The sequence below is a fragment of the Nostoc sp. genome (genome assembly GCF_036917555.1).
GTDB lineage: Bacteria > Cyanobacteriota > Cyanobacteriia > Cyanobacteriales > Nostocaceae > Nostoc.
The window spans coordinates 45,018-59,441 of the sequence record NZ_JBALDD010000049.1 but is presented as its reverse complement, the minus strand read 5'-3'; the positions used below and the strand labels follow the sequence as shown (position 1 = coordinate 59,441).

Here is a 14,424-nt window from a genome sequence, read left to right as displayed (position 1 = left end):
AATGAATTTTGCCTTTTTCCTTCATCCTTTTACCTTTTTTATGTACCTGATGCTTATTTCATGTTAGCCCTTGCGTCCTTAACTGCGGCAAAGAAAAATAATCCTGTGAGTGGAATGCTCAATACCAGGATAATTGCCGTGGCTGTGACACCAAAATCTGGTTGTCCGTAACCGAGTTCAAAAATCGAACCGACGGCGGCGATCGCACTTACACAAGAACCACCCAGAAATAAACTGCTTTTTGGAGTTAAATACACTATTGCCCCCCCTATGCTATTGGTTTCACCGCTTGATACGAGAAGCCATTCTTAGATAGCTCCTGGGCTAAAGTCAAGGAGTTTTCTACACGGTCTACAAATACCACGCCGTTAAGGTGATCCATCTCGTGCTGAATGCACCGTCCCAAGAGGTCATTAGCCTTTAATGTTCGGGGATGACCGTACTCGTCTTTATAGGCAATTTCCACGACTTCAGGGCGCTTCACGTCTAAATATACGTTGGGAATACTCAAGCATCCTTCTTGGGCAACAGAGATGTCGCGGCTGACTTGTTTAATAGTGGGGTTAATCAACACCAAAGGCTGATTAGCTGCGTTCTCTGGTTCCAAATCGATGACAATTAGTTGTTTGTGAATTCCTACTTGGGGCGCAGCCAAACCAATGCCATCTTTGCTGTACATAGTTTGCAGCATTTCGCGCACTATTTGGCGAAGTTCGTCATCAACTTTAGAAATCCGCTTTGCAGCTTGACGCAGCACGCGATCGCCTAAATAATGAAGCTCCAAAGGTGGATTTTTTAACTTTTTTTTCTCGACAGCAATTTCAGAGGGCATGAGTCTCGATGGCTAGATGGTGAAAATTCCTACTTTTCTAATTCTATCAATCTCAGTTAGAGGATGTTTAAAAAGTCCTGGAGTATACCAAAAACCCAGATGCCATTCCTCTCTTTGCTTGCCTAACGGCAGGCTGATGCCAAAGGGGAGAGGCTGTAAAACCCTTATTTTAAGCTAATCGTCATTCACTTTTCCAGAATGATTCGCTCGTAGTAAGCGGCTCCAGCCCTGCTTTTATGCAACTTAAATGCCGATTACTTATTGTCAGGAAGGTTTACTAGGGGGTTAGGTCTTTGAGGTCAAGTTTAAAGAACAGTAAAATTGCTTAGGAATCAGAACAGCTAGCCAATTATTATCAATAACTGTTAAAAGCAATAGTGAGTATATTTGTGGCAAATGGTATGAAGATCGGGTAAATGGTCGAGACAGCAGGAGGACAGAGGAAAAAAGTAGCAATAGATAAAAGCTGATGTATTGGCAAACTTTGCACCATTGACTATAAATAGTGGTGTTATTGACGCAAAGACGCAAAAGCTGAACTTAGTGCTTTGGCGTTAAGTTCAAATTTTGAGGTGATGTGTGTTTAAATCTTTCACGAAACTTGACTATCTGCTGAAAGAAACTTTCCTCGGTTTATTGCGGGGAGGTTGGATGAATTGGGCTGCTGTAAGTACCGTGACGGTGTTACTGTTTTTATTCGGCTTGAGTCTGCAAACCTCTTGGCAAGTTGAAAAACTTCTTTATCAGTTTGGTAGCCAGCTAGAAGTATCAGTTTATCTCGAACCGGATACACGGATGGAAAGCATGGAGCCACTAATCGCAAAAATGCCAGAGGTGGCGGCGATAAAAACCATTACCAAAGAAGAAGCTTGGACTAAGTTAGTTAAGGAAATGAGAATTTCTGATATTGAGGGTGCGACTCAGCAGCTAGGTGAGAATCCTCTGGTTGATGAGATGAAGGTGAAAGCACGTAATTCTCAAGTTGTACCAACCTTAGCAACACAATTGGCTAAATTACAAGGAGTTGAGACGGTGCAGTATGTCGATGAAGCAGTCAAACGCATTGCCCAGTTGCACCGAGGCCTGAACTGGATTACTTTAACAATTACGATTATTCTGACTTTAACAGCGATCGCAGTGACTACTACCACAATTAGGCTGATTGTTATGGCACGTCGCCAGGAAATTGAAATTATGCAACTAGTGGGAGCAACTTCTGTTTGGATTTACCTCCCATTTATTTTACAAGGAATTGCTTTTGGTTTGGTTGGTGGTGCGATCGCTTGGAGTTTCATTTCTGTGATTCAACAGTTTCTCGGTAAGTTGCTAGTCAATCAACCTGAGTTTATCCAAGTCATCACCAACAGAGTGCAACTCACTCCAGCAGAAATTTTATTATTGCCCCTGATCCTTTTGAGTTTCGGTGCAGGTGTAGGATTAATGGGGAGCTTATTTGCTGTCCGACGTTTTGCTAAAGGATAGTCATTGGTCATTAGTCCTTTGTCATTGGTCATTTGTCCTCTGAACTCGGAATTTCAACTTCTGAACTCGGAATTTCAACTTCTGAACTCGGAATTTCAACCTCCGAACTCGGAACTTCAACCTCTGAACTGGGAACTTCGACCTCTGAACTGGGAACTTCGACCTCTGAACTCGAAATTTTCAAAATTTTAAAAGAATAACTGAAGTTTTGCTTGAACGAATATGAAATTGAACCTAAATATCAACTTAACAGGGCTAATCAAATGACAAATGACAAATGACAAATGACAAAATCACTATGAAATCACAATGGGAATGTTTTTTGCAGAATCTCGGTGTTTGGGAAGGTTCATTTACGAATTTTTCCCCCCAAGGAACACTTTTGAATGATACTCCTAGTCGTCTTTCCCTAGAAGGTTTGAACAATAGCCAGAAAGTGCGCCTAACTCTAAGCCGTTCGGGACAAGATATAATCAGAGAATTTAATTCTGTGGGAGGGGGTCTGCTGTTTTTTGAAAATGGTTCCTTTTCTGAAGGTGTAATTCAGCTAGGGCCATTTTCCGAATTCGGTGGAGAACTCGCTTTGGTTCATGAAAATCGCCGCTTGCGTCTGGTACAACTGTTTGATAATACTGGTCAGCTAAAGGAATTAATCTTAATTCGAGAATATCTAGCTGGAACTCCAGCAGCAGAACGTCCAACTTTGCAGATAAATGATTTGTTGGGAGAATGGCAAGGTCAAGCAGTAACAATATATCCAGATTTGCGATCGCCTGATACTTACTCTACAACCTTCAAATTACAACTTGATGATACTGGGCGATTCATTCAAAGTACCTCTTTTGCAGAACGTACAATTACCTCAACTGCTACCATCACAGGCCCCATTGTTCTCTTTGACCAAGACCCAGAAAAGCAGGTGCAAGTATTATTTTTACCAGATGGTGCTTCTGCAACATCACCTCTCAAGGTGCAGTTACGCCAACCATTTTTTATAGAAGCGGGTTGGTTAATTCAGCCAAACCTTCGCCGACGGATGATTCGCAGCTACAACGAGAAAGGCGAATGGGTTAGTTTGACATTAGTTACTGAAGAAAGGGTGTAATGAAAAAGCTTTATTTATGTATATTCAAATAGCTGTAGTTGCGATCGCAGTCATCTTAATAGCTGGAGAAAATCTAGAGGCCGTTGCAGACTCGCAATCTTCTACTGAAGATAGCACTAGTATTGTGACAACAAAACCTACATTACAGATAGAGGAAGGGTATGCCAAATATAGTGATTATATTGGATTAACTCCACTAGATAGCCAGTCTGTCGAGTTTTCTCAGAGAATTGTCAAAGACATCCAGATTCGTTTTGTCAATAACAAAGATCAATTGATCGATGACAAAGGTCAGCCAATCAAAGGACGTACTCAAAAAGAGTTTATCATAGGTCTACTGAAACTCAAACCTGGTCAGGTATTCCGTGAAGATTTACTAGAAGCAGACTTGCAACGATTGAGGAGATTAGAGTCATTTAATGAAGTCAATGTTTATCGACAAGAAGATGCCAAGAGCGTTAATCTCATCTATGAAATTAAAGAGCGTAACTTCCCTTCTCTAATCTTAGGAGGCGGTAGTAACGAAGATGTTGGATTATTCGGTCGGTTGGGTTATAAAGATGAAAATATCAGCGGTCTTAACGATAAATTAGATACAACTGTGCAAATCAGCGGTAAAGATGTCCAATTTAATGGTCAGTTTACTAGTCGTTATCGTCCTGAAGAACCAAACCGCTTAGGCTACAGCATCAGAGCTTTTCGTAATCGTAATATATCGGGAACCTTCAACGAAGATATCAGATTGTCTAGCGGTGACAAAGTACGCGAGGGAAGATTTGGTGGTTCTGTAGGAGTTTTACGATCTTTTGATGAGTGGGATGCAGCTATAAGTTTGAATTACACCAGAATTAGCCTACGCGATCGCGAATATAATGTCGCACGGGTCGATGGATTAGGGAATCCTCTATCTGTCAGCGGTACTGGCATTGATGACTTATTTACAGTATTATTTTCTGTATCCAGAGATCAACGCGATCGCCGAGAAAATCCGACTCAAGGATCAATTCTCACTCTCAGCACAGAACAAGCAATTCCGATTGGACTGGGTAATATTTCTAGCAACCGCCTACAGGGAGATTATATTCAGTATTTACCAGTCAGTTGGATCGGTAATGGTAAACCAACTGACAATCCAGAAATGTTGGCGATTAATTTACAAATTGGTACGACTATTGGAGACTTTCCACCAGCTAATGCTTTTAATATTGGTGGACTAGATTCTGTTAGAGGTTACGGTTATGGAAAAGTTGCCAGTGGTCGGAGTTATGGTTTAGCTTCTGTGGAATATCGTTTCCCAATTTTTTACTCAATCGGAGGAGTTCTTTTTACTGACTTCGCTTCAGATTTCGGGTCTAGCGAAACCGTGCTAGGAGAACCAGGAGTGCTACGAAATAAACCTGGAAGTGGTTTTGGTTACGGCTTAGGATTGCGCGTCAAGTCATCCTTTGGGCTGATTCGAGGTGACTTAGGAATTAGCGACCAAGGAGAACTTAGATTTGAAGTTACTACAGGTCAGCGATTTTAACGGGTGGCGGAAAAGCCTTAGAAAACTACTGAGGATTGCTTAATAACACACTCAGGGTATTTGAGTGTGTTTAGTCCAAAAGAACATAATCAAGACATTGGAGATTACTTACACATTTGTAACGTGCGGCGATCGCTAGCAGCGATCGAATTTAAGCGATAAAAGTCTTGCAGAGCCAAGGAGTAAGCATAAGAATTTGACTCATCCTCAGCAACTTTGGGCAGTCTATTGCTTGTAGCTACCTGATTCGATTTTTCAGAACTGGCTTCATTTGATGAACTATTAACCGTCATCGCCAACTCTCCTGATGGGTTGATTGTCCCCTGAAAACAATTTAACTCTGATTGGGGCATATACAGCGCACCCGTTACCTTGTCCTGGTGCTTTTGAAATATGATATAACCTTGACCAAGCTGGTTTGGTTTTGGGGATTGACCATAGAGGTAAATCCCATCTTTTACAGGAAAATTTGCTTTTGGTAAAACTCCTGCGCTTTTTGTAGTTCCCCGATCGCCTGGAACCAGTGCTGTGATTATAGGTGCTGTGTTTCCGCCTCCAGAAGCCGCATTAAGTTGACTTCTTTGCTCTCGAACTTTTCTAAGCTGCGACAAAAGAGAGTTTTTAGAGGTTTTGTGAATCTGAGCCGATGAGAATCGAGAATCTGTAAATGATGTTACTTGAGTCTGCTTGGCTATAAAGCCCAAACCGAGAAGTAAGCCTAAGCCCGCGAGGGGAATTCCCCACTTTCGGGGAGATAATAACTCATGAAGGTTGTTAAGCACCCTACTTCTCCTGTTAAAAAACTAACTAAGTTCTATAGAACTTACTTAAATCATAACCAAGTCTTAATTGTCAAAGACTTTATTCACGACTTATATTACTATCGTCCAAAAAAGAAAACTGTCAAAAACAAAAGTTTTTATTGGATTTGGTTCTACAATCTTAGATTACCATCAGTTAGAGTCTTTATGACAGAAGGCAGGAGGCAGGGGGCAGCAGGCAGGAGTCAGATTTAGCGTCTCCCCTTGGGAGAAGGCAGGAGTAACCCACCTTTAAAAGCATGAGATTAAAGTAAGAAGAATTGTATCTCGCTACACTCTACTCAATACAATTCTTCTTTTAAAACTGGATTTTATACCCAGAATTAAAGTTTTCCTATCATGTCCGGCTAATAGTTCTAATTCCCGAATCTACGCACAAAGCCCAAAAATCTCTGCCTGGTTGTTGAGCGTAGTCGAAACACTGCCCCCTGCCCCCTGCCTCCTTCAAGAAACTTGTATATCTTGTAGCTTTGCCACCATTTCTGCACGCGCCGAAACCTTCAACTTCCGAAACATCCTCTTTAAAGCTTGTTTGACGGAATTTTGCGTAATCCAAAGTTTTTCTCCGATTTCCGCATTCGTTAACCCCTGTGCCACTAACTCGGCAATTTCTAACTCACGCGCTGTTAGAGGACTTACTAAAAGGGAATTGGATATTTTGGGTTTTGTCCGTAGGGTTGCCATTTTTGCTGACAAATGAATACATAAAGCGCTCAAGTCAGCTAAATCGTTGCCATTAAAGGCAGGATTTCCCTTGTCACGTGCCAAGTTAAGGGTTCCTACAAGACGACCATCGCAAACAATTGGCCCAGTCATCACGTGTTCGTGGTCGGAACGCGAACAAAAATGCTTCCAGTCTCCTGGCGATAATAATAACTGTTCATGGGCGGGAGCATGACGCTCAACCACATAGCGCCCCACTGGATTGCTCTCTAAGCATACTGCCGGAATGCCTGTAACATTAATCTCAGTGGTTGGCTGCTCATCTAGGAGATAAATACCCCAATTTTGCACGCCAAAATGCTCGCTAATTTGATCCGTGAGAGCGAGTCTTAACTCTTGCTCATTCTGGACATTAGCGATCGCATGAAATACAGCGTGTAGAGAATTAGCCATAAGTGTACCCAGTTGGGGACTATCCAAGCCTCAACAATTACTTCTATGCTAATACCAAGGAAACTAAAACGCTAATTACAGTAGCGACTAGGAGAAGCACATGACAGTTACACAACTCTCTGCTCAGGAACTTTTCCGGGCTGCTTATGAAAACCGCTATACTTGGGACAAGAATTTCCCTGGTTATACCGCAAATATTACCTTTAAGCATGATGATAAAGTGTTTACAGGCAAAGTTATCATCAGTGCCAATCTCAAAGCCGAAGTTTTGGATGTAGAGGATGAGTCAGCCCAGAAAGCAATTCATGGTCAAGCCTGGGAAATAGCAATTCACCGCATCCGCCGCAGCTTTGAAGATACCCACAGCGCCAATACGTTTAGCTATGGTAAAACTGACGAAACTGGTGCAGTTGAGCTTTTAATGGGTGGTAAGGCTGAGGGCGATAAATACAAAGTCCGCAATAATGAAGTCTGCCATGTTCACCGTCTAATCCACGGTACTTTTGTTACTATTGACACCTTCAGCAGTCACGACACCGGGGAAGGCTACCTGTCCCACAGCTATGACTCTGTGTACCATGACCCCAAAACTGGGGAACAGAAGGGTGGTAGAAGCGAATTTATTGATGAGTATGAAAAAGTTGGTGACTATTTCATCCTAAATCGTCGGGAGATTCGCACCGAGACAGCAGGACAATTTTCTACTCAGGAATTTATTTTCTCTGACATCAAATTGTTGGAACCTGTTGCTGCTTAAACTGTATTCTGTAATTCAAAAATTAGCGATCGCTCTTGAGTTAAAGGGAGCGATCGCTTTTCTTTTTTGGGCATTCCATGCGTAGCTGTAGCCCATCCTAGACATTGCTCAATCACGTTAAGATACTTTATTAGGTGTTCCTAATCAAGCGGTAATCTTACTTATGAGTCAACTTGAAAACATTCAAGCTGAGTACGAAAAGTTTCCTGAAGCATTTGAGAGTGTAATTATTAGCACCGTGAGCGCCCAAGCAATACCCAATGCTAGTTATGCTCCCTTTGTAATGGATGATTCCAAAAATATCTACATTTACGTCAGTGGTCTTTCGATTCATACCAAAAATCTTTATGCCAATCCTCATGTTAGTGTCTTGTTTATTGAGGATGAAGCTAAAAGTAATCTAATTTTTGCCCGTCGTCGTTTGAGTTTTGATTGTACGGCAACTTTGATAGAGCGGGAAACTGACAATTGGAATCAAATTGTTGAGCAATTTCAAGGGCGGTTTGGTGAAATTATCGAGGTTTTGCATGGCTTATCTGACTTTCGGATTTTCCGGCTAACTCCAAGTGAAGGTCGTTTTGTTGTTGGTTTTGGGAGAGCATATCATATTAATGGCGATAACCTTCATCAACTCGTTCAAATCACAGGAGATGCTGAAAAAAACAAGAGTAAATGATGAATTATCAATTGCAAGAATTTAGCACCCAAGAGCGATGCCCTGAGCCTGCCGAAGGGTCAGAAGCTATAATTTAGCAGTAATTGATATATTGACTCCTCAAATGTTCTCCTGATTCTTGAACTATTTAGACAAATGTATTTTGATTCCTGAATTAGTTTGACTGTATGCAAATTCAAATAAACTAAATTTTTTAATTTTATGCTTCAGTTTCAACCTCCCGGCTTTGGACATAAAGTCATCCATACATTCTTGGGGGCAATGGTTTACTATACCCAAACGAATGCACCTTGGGCGATTGCTGACACTGAAGATTTACCCCCATTATTATTTCTCCATAACTTTGGTGGGGGAGCATCTGCTTATGAATGGTCTAAAGTTTACCCAGCTTTTGCCTCTAATTACCACATTTTAGCCCCCGATTTAATCGGCTGGGGAGAATCGGCTCATCCAGTGCGGGATTATAAAATTAGGGATTATCTCAGCACGATCGCAGAGTTTGTCATCCAAACTTGTCGCCAGCCGGTGACAGTGGTAGCCTCATCTCTCACAGCTGCTTTTGCTATTCGTCTAGCTATTGTTCAACCCAATTTATTTAAAGCACTGTTTTTAGTTTCCCCCTCTGGATTTGATGATTTTGGGCAGGGTGCTGGACGCAGACTTCCACTTTCGGTAATCAATGCGCCTCTGTTAGACAATTTTATTTACATGCTTGGTGCTGAAAATGAAATTGCAGTCCGAAATTTTTTACAAAGTTTTCTCTTTGCTAAGTCACAACGAGTATCTCAAGAGATGGTGGAGGCTTATTTAACCTCGGCACAACAACCTAATGCCAAGTTTGCTGCTTTGGCATTTTTACGAGGCGATCTTTACTTTGATCTGAGTTTATATATTCAACAACTGACAGTTCCCACCGTCATTTTTTGGGGAGAAAAAGCACAATTTACCGACATCAAATTAGGACAACGCTTGGCAAATTTAAATACAAGAGCAATTCGAGATTTTTATGCGATCGCAGATGCCGGAATATTACCTCATTTGGAAATACCAGAAATTTTCATTGGTTTATTGCAGCGGTATCTTTAACAATTAGGAAAAATTTTCATAGTCAAATCATATAGCAATCCGAAATCATTCATGAGAAAATACTAACACAAAATAAAGTAAAATTTAGAACCAAGTACAGGCATTACCATTTCTTGCTGCTTATTTGTATCAAGTTTAAAGTGAAATGGTATGAGTTGGGGAGCTACTGGTTTCGACAAAGATGGTAGTGGGAGCATCTTGCTCCCCGTCCAACATGAGCGATCGCTACAATATTCATCCCAGGATTATGCAACGCCTGCATTTAATCATTCGTCAAAAGCACCTTTGCTGCTGCTTCTGCCATCTTCGTTTCATTATGACCAGAACCATGAACAATCCTAAGTTGCCAGCGAAATCTATTTTCTCTTTCCAGTTGTAAAGACGATTGGCGCTTCTTGAGATAAATTCGGAGGCTGATAGTACCAAACCTCAATCGGTTTATCAGGATTTCCCTGTTGATCGATAAAAGTAAAATTGCCTTCTTCATTAGCTATTGGTTTTACCTTCATAATTTTTAGCTTACGCTTAAATTCAAGTGCGAGACGAATCTCTACGAGGGGCGAATCAGTCAACGTCGATTTCCGCTTCCAGGTGAAATTTACTTTGAGTGCGGCTTAACACTTGCCATTGCAATCAGTAAAGTCAAAAAGTTAATTTGTTGGACTCACGGAGTAATATGTGTTAACAACATTTGTCCATGCTTGAAAGTATATCTTAAGTGGTAAGTGGTCTTTCCAACTCGCAGAGTTATATGAGGATTTGGATCTGCTGGACGACCTCCACCACCTAAGCCACCAGAATGACCACCAGCCAAAACCTGCCAATTTTGCTTCGACATTTGGTTAAGTAGTAATTTGGCTTTTCGACCTAGCTCTTTATTGCTATAATTTATTGTATTCATCAGCAATTTAGTTAACTTGTTTTTGTTAATATTAAAGTTAACTTTTGGCCATTTACGTTGAGTTTTATGCTGTTGGGTTGTGATATTTTTGGGATTTTTTTTACGACGACTGCCACGCCCTTCTAGCCTTAATTCTTCGATATTTTCCTGGAAACAAGCTTCCAGTTCTTTGGCGACATCCTCAAAAGATATATTCTCCAGATTAGGGACTAGCTCTGCTTCAATGGCTTCTAATTCCTCTGGTACTAACTCTAGGCTCTCCAGTTCTGCCTTGGAAAAAAATCCAACTTTTTTCAATATATGTGTTTCCATGATTTTCTCTCCTGTTTTTGAAGTGTATTGAATTGGGATCGAGTGACAGTGATATTAAGTGAACGATACACTTGGTTAAACGTGTTTAAAGATGATTTCCATCAATTTTAGGAATCCTAATTATCTAGTACACAAGCGTTAGATAGTCATTCATCGTCCTTTCTACACAAGTCACAAATATGCTGGATTTGTGACCAACAGGATGAAACAAATTGATTCACCCTGCCGTTTTCATCCATGTTGTTTCTAAATCGGTTTTCGGGGTATCTCCGACTGTGGACTCATCGGCGCGGCGACCCCGGCGGCGTCCCTGGCGGTGTCCCTGGTGGCGACCCCGACGGCGATCGCCGTCGCCGTTTGTTTGTAAGTTTCTTGAACTTGTTGAATGGTGACGACTCAAGAACCGCTTCCGAGTGTTGCTCAAAAGCCGCTTCCAAGTCTTCAGCAATATCCTCAAAATATATATTCTCCAGATTGGGGACTAGCTCTGCTTCAATGGCTTCTAATTCCTCTGGCAGTAACTCTAGGCTCTCAATTTCCTCTTGTGAAAAAAGCTCAACTTGTTCGACTATTTCTGTTTTCATGGTTTTGTCTGTTATTGTTAATCAACATTCAATTCATTTTCAGAATATGTTGAAAATTTAATTCCTCCTTTAAGCCTGCTCAAAAACGATTTTGTTTACATAATTTTGGGAAATTCTAACAATATGATACGGGTAAGTAATCACATCTTGAACAAGGTCTCCAAGCTCAGGCTCATCATACTCAACTGTAATTATCAACGATTCGTTATCTGTTTTTTCGACTGAGATAATCTCAACCGAATAACCGCTAGAAGGCTGTTCCCCTGCAAAGACAGCGACGATCATATAGCGTGAAAAATTCTCTTGGGGAACAGGTGGAGGAGGCTCAGTGTCACAGGTATGCTGTTGCCAAAGGTCTTGCCATTGTTCTTGGTTATCAATTACCTTCTGGCTGGCTTTCTCGTAACCGCTATAAGTTCCTTTTACAATCGTGGTGAAATCAACTTCCATCCTGAATTTGCCTCACTTTACTAAGTTATTGCTTTACTTAGCCAACATCCTATCTTTGAAGACTCGGAACTTTATAAGGTATCTTGTAAGACTGAGTTTTTTGCTCTCCAGTTGGTGTGATAAAGTTCACATTTAAAGTAAACTCATGTTGCCCTGAGTTCCTGCTAGGAGGTACTTCAATCTCAAAATCGCTCATCCGCTCTGCACCAATTCGGAGATTACCTAAATCTTGTTCAGCCTTAGTAATTTTAATACCATTGCCATTACCATTTGTCACCAGGCTAGCTTTTACAGCTTGCATCGTTTCCTCACCAGTATTTCTCACGCAAATATTCAGTTGCTCGAATAACTTCCTTTCTTTAACTGTTGATGAGTAAGTAATTTTTTCTTGATCTGCTATCGGTTGCTCTACTAGCTCGAATGCTTTGACAACATCAACCAATCCCATCCCTTGGGTATTCTCGTCGTATTCTGGTGAGTCCAGCTTCCTTGCAGATTGCATTAAAATTCGCTTAATCTGCCAAGGTTTTAGTTTCGGGTTACGCTCCAACATCAACGCAGCAATACCAGCAATATGGGGTGTTGCCATACTCGTACCATTCAGAGGTTGATAACCGCCACCAGGCTTGGCAGACATAATTTTCTCGCCCGGTGCGAGGATATCGGGCTTGGGACGATTGTCATCAGTTGGTCCGCGGCTGCTAAAGTTCATCACTCGTGTACCATCATGGCTAGATGCCCCGACAACAATTACGTCACCTTTGGCATCTGCGGGGGATGTAATGCTTCCAGATCCTGGTTTCTTGAGACCATCATTGCCTGCACTCTTCACCAAAATTAAGCCTAGTTTGGTGGCTCGTTCAACAGTTTTCGCAACGATACTCTTTCCATCAAGTTTGGCGCTTGTGACTCCCCAACTACAGTTTGCGATCCTGACTCCTTCCTTCATATCGTTGATGACATCTTCAATAGCATCTGCGCCTCTAGATTCGCTCGATTCACCATTGGTAGGAAAAATCTTGTAACTCCAGATAATTGCCTTAGGTGCCATGCCTTTGTACTTGGAGCCGTTGCCTGCAATGATACCCGCTACATGAGTTCCATGAACGTAAGAGTTTCTGATTGGATCGGTTTCAGGGGCAATAGGAGTCCCCCAAGGTTCGTCAGTGTAATTCCGCTTGTGGACAACACGACCTTTTAAATCTGGATGGTTGATGTCAACTTCTCCATCTATAACCGCAATAATTATTCCCTTGCCAGTGCCGACTAGTCCTTCAGTTCTGGCATTAACTAAACCAATTGTATTAGAACTTTGGTCTAGTTCTAACCTGGCGGGTTTATCAAATTCCACGTATTCCACATCATCTCGACCTGCAACTTTCTTCAGCTCTTGACTAGTGAGTTGAGCGACGACGGCGTTACCTAGTCTTAGATGTTCCCCAGTTTCCTTGTCTGGCAAGTCCTTTAAGAGCGAGTCAATATATTCATTGCCATAACTTTCATACTCGTCAAACTGATTAAATTCAAACTTTTCTTGGCGTTTTTGGTAGAAGTCCTCAAATTTATCAAACTCGTCAAGGAAATCGTCGAAAGACTTTTTTAGTTTGTAATGAACAATGACTGGATAGCGTTTAGAAGACTTGACACCACCTTCTTCAGCAAGCATTTGATACTCTAGAAGGTTCTCAAGTGAGTCGTCTACTTCGGCTCCCCAGAGTTCGCGTATTTGATGAGAAGCACTTTCTAATTCCTCGTCTGTAAAGTCGAAATCATCTTCTACAATCATCTTTTAACCTCTTGTAGTTGATATGAGCGAAAAAATGTATAGGGAAATACACTATTTGTTTAACAACAAAGGCACTGATGTTTTTACTCTTGAACTTAAAAACGATCGCTTGTAGAGTTTGCGGTTGAAGTTCCCCACCAAAATCTCTGAGTTAGTGGCTTGGATTTAGATAGAGCTTCAACCCCATCTAAATTTCTATCCTCTGCCTTATCGTCTTGGTTTGTGATGATGCTTTTTTGCGTTATGTATTTTACTTGCCGCTAACCCTGCACGTATACCCCCTATAAGAAGGGGTATAAGGGGAAAAAATTCTGGTTCTGCTTCAACTTCCTCGCGTTTCACTCCAGCTTGTGTGCGAATCGGGTGGAACAAAATTGAAGCAACAACAGGAACGTATATCGGAGCCATCCAACGGAAGTAGGGAGGCAATGACTTACTCACTGCTTGAGTCAGTATTCGAGTCACAGCAGCAGGACCTTGGCGAATGGCTGCTTGGAATTTGCTAAGAGTTTTCGGGTTGGTGGTGATTTTCTTCACTACTCTCTTAATGATGCAGGTGAATGTTTTCAGCAACCGCTTATTTACAGAAGTGCTAGGATTGCGAGGTTTGCCAGGAAGAAATCTAAGACCATTCGACTGATTTGCTTCAAAAGCTTCTAAGCCTTCCAAGCCCTCCAATTCTATTTCCATATCTTCGGCAAAGCTCTCGAATTCTACATCTTCCAAGGGAGTGTTTCCTCCTGTTAATTCAATTTCAATTACTTCTGCGTCTTCTGTCTCCAATTCCAGGGTTTTCAAATCTGATTCTGAGAATCCAGTATCTTCAAGAACTTCAATTGTTTCTGTGTCAACTGTTGCCATGATTTTTTCCTTGAAATTTAGCGTCTTCCTAATTGAAGGACAATACTCCCCCCAACCCCCACAAAGTAGGAGGTTAATTAGTAGACATCGCCCCTAACTGAAGGAGTGGAAATGCTCCCTCCTGCACAAG

At 41.5% G+C, this 14,424-nt stretch carries 18 protein-coding genes; 7 read left to right on the top strand and 11 right to left on the bottom strand.

The window, feature by feature from the left end; genetic code table 11:
- Nucleotides 1-53 precede the first annotated feature (53 nt).
- Nucleotides 54-257, bottom strand: coding sequence for a hypothetical protein (locus V7K60_RS19220; RefSeq protein WP_289798204.1), 204 nt, complete (start codon nucleotides 255-257; stop codon nucleotides 54-56).
- 11 nt (nucleotides 258-268) lie between these two features.
- Complete coding sequence (gene def, locus V7K60_RS19215) at nucleotides 269-832, bottom strand: peptide deformylase (RefSeq protein WP_334927408.1); 564 nt, start codon at nucleotides 830-832, stop codon at nucleotides 269-271.
- Between the two features lie 579 nt (nucleotides 833-1,411).
- Here def and V7K60_RS19210 point away from each other — a divergent pair.
- On the top strand, nucleotides 1,412-2,314 hold the full coding sequence (locus V7K60_RS19210; protein ID WP_334927407.1) for a cell division protein FtsX: 903 nt from the start codon (nucleotides 1,412-1,414) through the stop codon (nucleotides 2,312-2,314).
- Between the two features lie 28 nt (nucleotides 2,315-2,342).
- Here the strand turns inward: V7K60_RS19210 and V7K60_RS19205 are convergent, their stop codons facing one another.
- Nucleotides 2,343-2,498 (bottom strand): hypothetical protein, encoded by a 156-nt coding sequence (locus tag V7K60_RS19205; RefSeq protein WP_334927406.1) that lies wholly within the window; start codon nucleotides 2,496-2,498, stop codon nucleotides 2,343-2,345.
- Between the two features lie 114 nt (nucleotides 2,499-2,612).
- On the opposite strand from V7K60_RS19205, the gene V7K60_RS19200 reads away from it, so the two are divergent.
- Both V7K60_RS19200 and V7K60_RS19195 read left to right on the top strand, forming a co-directional pair.
- On the top strand, nucleotides 2,613-3,419 hold the full coding sequence (locus V7K60_RS19200; RefSeq protein WP_334927405.1) for a DUF3598 family protein: 807 nt from the start codon (nucleotides 2,613-2,615) through the stop codon (nucleotides 3,417-3,419).
- Nucleotides 3,420-3,435: 16 nt separating this feature from the next.
- Nucleotides 3,436-4,944, top strand: a complete 1,509-nt coding sequence (locus V7K60_RS19195; RefSeq protein WP_334927404.1) for a BamA/TamA family outer membrane protein — start codon at nucleotides 3,436-3,438, stop codon at nucleotides 4,942-4,944.
- 104 nt (nucleotides 4,945-5,048) lie between these two features.
- Here the strand turns inward: V7K60_RS19195 and V7K60_RS19190 are convergent, their stop codons facing one another.
- Both V7K60_RS19190 and V7K60_RS19185 read right to left on the bottom strand, forming a co-directional pair.
- Nucleotides 5,049-5,726, bottom strand: coding sequence for a hypothetical protein (locus V7K60_RS19190; protein WP_334927403.1), 678 nt, complete (start codon nucleotides 5,724-5,726; stop codon nucleotides 5,049-5,051).
- A 483-nt stretch (nucleotides 5,727-6,209) separates the two neighbouring features.
- Entirely contained in the window at nucleotides 6,210-6,881 is a 672-nt protein-coding gene (locus V7K60_RS19185) for a LuxR C-terminal-related transcriptional regulator (RefSeq protein ID WP_334927402.1), read from the bottom strand.
- 100 nt (nucleotides 6,882-6,981) lie between these two features.
- Between V7K60_RS19185 and V7K60_RS19180 the strand changes: the two genes are divergently transcribed.
- From V7K60_RS19180 to V7K60_RS19165, 4 genes are all read left to right on the top strand, one after another.
- Entirely contained in the window at nucleotides 6,982-7,638 is a 657-nt protein-coding gene (locus V7K60_RS19180; protein WP_334927401.1) for a DUF3386 domain-containing protein, read from the top strand.
- A gap of 163 nt (nucleotides 7,639-7,801) precedes the next feature.
- Nucleotides 7,802-8,314 carry a HugZ family pyridoxamine 5'-phosphate oxidase gene (locus V7K60_RS19175; protein ID WP_334927400.1) on the top strand — a complete coding sequence of 171 codons (513 nt, stop codon included), beginning with the start codon at nucleotides 7,802-7,804 and terminating at the stop codon, nucleotides 8,312-8,314.
- 201 nt (nucleotides 8,315-8,515) lie between these two features.
- Nucleotides 8,516-9,400: an alpha/beta fold hydrolase gene (locus V7K60_RS19170; RefSeq protein WP_334927399.1), complete on the top strand. Its 885-nt coding sequence runs from the start codon at nucleotides 8,516-8,518 to the stop codon at nucleotides 9,398-9,400.
- Between the two features lie 150 nt (nucleotides 9,401-9,550).
- On the top strand, nucleotides 9,551-9,742 hold the full coding sequence (locus V7K60_RS19165; protein ID WP_334927398.1) for a hypothetical protein: 192 nt from the start codon (nucleotides 9,551-9,553) through the stop codon (nucleotides 9,740-9,742).
- Between the two features lie 14 nt (nucleotides 9,743-9,756).
- On the opposite strand, the gene V7K60_RS19160 is transcribed toward V7K60_RS19165, so the two are convergent.
- The 6 genes from V7K60_RS19160 to V7K60_RS19135 all read right to left on the bottom strand — a co-directional run bounded on the left by V7K60_RS19160 (nucleotide 9,757) and on the right by V7K60_RS19135 (nucleotide 14,294).
- Nucleotides 9,757-9,972 (bottom strand): hypothetical protein, encoded by a 216-nt coding sequence (locus tag V7K60_RS19160; protein ID WP_334927397.1) that lies wholly within the window; start codon nucleotides 9,970-9,972, stop codon nucleotides 9,757-9,759.
- A gap of 92 nt (nucleotides 9,973-10,064) precedes the next feature.
- Nucleotides 10,065-10,613 (bottom strand): hypothetical protein, encoded by a 549-nt coding sequence (locus V7K60_RS19155; protein WP_334927396.1) that lies wholly within the window; start codon nucleotides 10,611-10,613, stop codon nucleotides 10,065-10,067.
- Nucleotides 10,614-10,894: 281 nt separating this feature from the next.
- Nucleotides 10,895-11,197: a hypothetical protein gene (locus V7K60_RS19150; RefSeq protein WP_334927395.1), complete on the bottom strand. Its 303-nt coding sequence runs from the start codon at nucleotides 11,195-11,197 to the stop codon at nucleotides 10,895-10,897.
- A gap of 69 nt (nucleotides 11,198-11,266) precedes the next feature.
- Nucleotides 11,267-11,647: a protease complex subunit PrcB family protein gene (locus V7K60_RS19145; protein WP_334927394.1), complete on the bottom strand. Its 381-nt coding sequence runs from the start codon at nucleotides 11,645-11,647 to the stop codon at nucleotides 11,267-11,269.
- Nucleotides 11,648-11,696: 49 nt separating this feature from the next.
- On the bottom strand, nucleotides 11,697-13,433 hold the full coding sequence (locus V7K60_RS19140; RefSeq protein ID WP_334927393.1) for a S8 family serine peptidase: 1,737 nt from the start codon (nucleotides 13,431-13,433) through the stop codon (nucleotides 11,697-11,699).
- Between the two features lie 207 nt (nucleotides 13,434-13,640).
- Nucleotides 13,641-14,294 carry a hypothetical protein gene (locus V7K60_RS19135; protein WP_334927392.1) on the bottom strand — a complete coding sequence of 218 codons (654 nt, stop codon included), beginning with the start codon at nucleotides 14,292-14,294 and terminating at the stop codon, nucleotides 13,641-13,643.
- Between the last annotated feature and the right edge of the window lie 130 nt (nucleotides 14,295-14,424).